Raw genomic sequence first — 2,157 nt, 5'->3', positions numbered from 1 at the left:
GAAATAATAGGGATAAGCTATATCTTAGGCTGTCTAAGTCTACCGTAAGGTAGACTTTTGGACTACCTATTCTATTTGAGGTAATCCTATCTACCGGTGCATTACTGGTAACGGTTTTGTGCTAAGCGGTAGGGACAATGTGAAACAAACTGCTAGCCTTGAAGCAGGTGATTGCTAGGATAAATATACTGCTATGATTAAATTAATTGAATTACTGAAAGCTTCGTCAAACGTAAATAGTGAAATTAGGCTGATACACTATGACCAAAAGGTGGGAGATGGGGTCAAGTAAGTTTTCGTGTTGCTTGGCAAATAGACTGATATCTTCGGAGTAAAGGTAGAATCTAAGGCAGTATGAATTGGCTAAGGTATAGAACTGTGTAAGCCCGGTATATTCCTGGTTTTCAGGTAGGTTAACAGCAATGTTAATACAATATTAGTGGGTAGAGGAAATAGGAAAAAGCGAATGTTATCTTGTAATGAGATAGATAAGGGTTCTAAATTTGCCCTGCTCTGAAAGGAGGCTGACTTCCTAAAGGTTATCTAAGGCAGGAAAGGATTGAAACTTTATGAATATGGCAAGCCAAATAACTCAATATGAGTGGGCGACCGTAGACCGGAAGAATGCAGGTATCAAATGGGAAACAATAATTTGGGGACCTGTAATAAGAAAGGTTAATAAACTTCAATCGCGAATCGCTAAAGCAATAACTAGAGGAATGAAGAACTTAGCTAGAAAGCTACAATATTTATTATCAAAATCATATTATACAAAACTACTTGCCGTAAGGCGAGTAACAACAAATAAAGGGAAAAAGACACCAGGTATAGATAAAATACTGTGGTCTACTGCTACAAGCAAATATATAAATGCCCTAAAATTAACTAATAAGAATTATAAAGCAAAAGCATTAAAAAGAGTGCATATCTCAAAGTCAAATGGAAAGAAAAGACCTTTGGGGATACCTACAATACATGATAGAGCGATGCAAGCTCTATATGCTAAAACACTTGATCCGATATCAGAAACAACAGCAGATAAGGTATCATTTGGCTTTAGAAAATATAGGAGTTGTGATGATGCCAAAGAATATCTGTTTAAATTATTAGGGAAAAAGATATCTGCTCAGTGGGTGTTAGAAGGAGATATCAAAGGTTGTTTTGATAATATAAATCACGAATGGTTAAAAGAAAATATATTAATTGACAGAAAAATATTAAATCAGTTTCTTAAAGCAGGTTTTGTTCATAATAAAAAGCTTTTTCCTACGGAAAAAGGAACTCCACAAGGTGGAATAATTTCACCTATTCTAGCTAATATGACACTAGACGGATTAGAAGAATTATTAAAAAGAAAATATTGGACTAATTCAAGAGGAACAATAAATAGAAAATATAATAGAAGAAATAAAATAAATCTGGTAAGATACGCAGATGATTTTGTAGTAACAGCCACTAATAAAGAAGTTCTAGAAGAAGCCAGAGAATTGATTGAGGGATTTTTGAAAGAAAGAGGTCTTGAACTATCAAGAGAAAAGACCGAAATAACTCATATCAATACTGGATTTGATTTTCTAGGATGGAACTTTAGGAAATATAATGGAAAGCTAATTATAAAACCATCTAAAGAATCCTATAAATCAATAATAAACGAAATTAGAACTAAAATCAAGGAAAACAAAACAATAAAACAAGAAAACTTAATTAAGATATTAAACTCAAAAATTAGAGGTTGGTGTAATTACCATAGGAGTGCATGTTCCAAAAAGAGCTATCAAAGCTTAGATAGGGATATATTCTATGCACTGTGGAGTTGGGCAAAGCGAAGACATCCAAATAAAGCTAAACAATGGATAAAAGATAGATACTGGATAAGAACTGAAACCCGTGATTGGACATTCTCAGTTGGAAATATCAAATTGATATTCGCAAGTGATACAAAGATAATAAGGCATAGGTTAATAAAGTTCGCAGCAAACCCTTATTTAAAAGAATATGATAAATATTATTTACGCAAAAAGCTAAGATTGAAATGAATTTAATTATTGTTTGCTAATCCGAAGATTAGTTTTGGAGAGCTTGAGCCGTATGACGTGAAAGTGTCAAGTACGGTTCTTAGGGGAGGAAGGAGCTGTAAAGCTCCTGACTTACCCGACT

1 protein-coding gene is annotated in these 2,157 nt (G+C 33.7%); it reads left to right on the top strand.

What is annotated here, in order from left to right; all coding sequences use genetic code 11:
* Positions 1-569: 569 nt before the first annotated feature.
* Positions 570-2,036, top strand: coding sequence for a group II intron reverse transcriptase/maturase (ltrA, locus tag U472_RS00005; RefSeq protein ID WP_068714227.1), 1,467 nt, complete (start codon positions 570-572; stop codon positions 2,034-2,036).
* The last annotated feature ends 121 nt before the right edge of the window (positions 2,037-2,157 follow it).

Source organism: Orenia metallireducens (genome assembly GCF_001693735.1).
Classification (GTDB): domain Bacteria; phylum Bacillota; class Halanaerobiia; order Halobacteroidales; family Halobacteroidaceae; genus Orenia; species Orenia metallireducens.
Note: the sequence above shows the minus strand (reverse complement) of the source record. Positions and strands in the feature narration are given on the sequence as shown.

Coding starts and splice junctions, on each gene's coding strand:
- ltrA (WP_068714227.1), top strand. CDS start 570: ATGAATATGGCAAGCCAAATAACTCAATATGAGTGGGCGACCGTAGAC.